Source organism: Microbulbifer sp. 2205BS26-8 (genome assembly GCF_030731025.1).
Taxonomy (GTDB): Bacteria; Pseudomonadota; Gammaproteobacteria; order Pseudomonadales; family Cellvibrionaceae; genus Microbulbifer; species Microbulbifer spongiae.
Genome location: NZ_JAVAMR010000142.1, coordinates 1 through 988 on the forward strand (window position 1 = coordinate 1; position 988 = coordinate 988).

The following is a 988-nucleotide window of genomic DNA, read 5'->3' on the forward strand; positions in this document are numbered from 1 at the left end:
CAAGAGGCGCACATGAGGAGCCTCACGGGCGCCTTGATGAGTGCTTCACCGGAGCAGCGCGGGGCAATCTGGCAAGGCGGTATGCAATATGCCAGTGATCAGGGCTGGAATATGGAGGGGGAAACCACGAATTGGGACGAGAGAATGCTCCCCAGGTTGCAGGGGCGGTTTGGCATTCAGAGCAAGCCGGAGTCCAAGCAAAAGCGGGAAATCATGCAGGACGTAAACGGGCGCAAGCGTTACGTTGACACGGGTGAGTTTGTGTTCGCTGATGTTCAGAACCAGGGCGCTGCTAACGCAAGCGAAGGAAAAATCAGCCCTTACGAAAAAACTCTACAAACAGAGAGGGCAAAGCAGCAGGTGCAGATGGAGCAAAAACGCACCGAAAATGAAGTTACATGGAACACTTACAAGACGGCAATGGACAGCCTATCAAGCTCAATGAGCAATGTGTTTACAGGACCTGTATTTGGCAGGCTTCCTGCAGTTACCGCGGACGCGCAAACGGCGGACGGTTCCGTATCCGCCATGGCTCCAATCCTAAAGGGCGTTTTCCGTCAGGCCGGCGAGGGGACATTTACAGACCAAGACCAGGCGTTGCTTATGGGCATGCTCCCTACTCGCAAAGACGAATCTGAGGCAAGAGAAGCAAAAATACACAGCATTAACACCATAGTCAGGGCAAAGTTAGGGATGCCGCCGGAAATGAAGGGTGCAGACGGTGCGGGCAAGCCACCCGTGCCGGGCGCTAGGCTCGCCCCTGATAACCGATGGTATGTAGAGAAAGACGGCGTATATTATGAGGTGACAGGATAATGCCTACTTTTACTCCAGTGGAGGGAAATCCCTTCGAGCAGAAACCGAAATATAAATTGATTCCGGTAAAGGGCAACCCTTTTGAGGTTTCCCCTGCGCAAGAACAACGGGAAGCGCAGCAAGAGAACAGAGAAGATCACGGACTCTTAAATGGGCCGCTGGAGTTTATGGC

The 988-nt window shown here is 53.2% G+C and carries 1 protein-coding gene; it reads left to right on the forward strand.

Annotated elements, in window-relative coordinates; translation table 11 throughout:
- On the forward strand, positions 1-816 hold an 816-nt coding region (locus Q5Y71_RS16935; RefSeq protein ID WP_306043249.1), incomplete at its 5' end, for a hypothetical protein.
- Positions 817-988 lie beyond the last annotated feature (172 nt).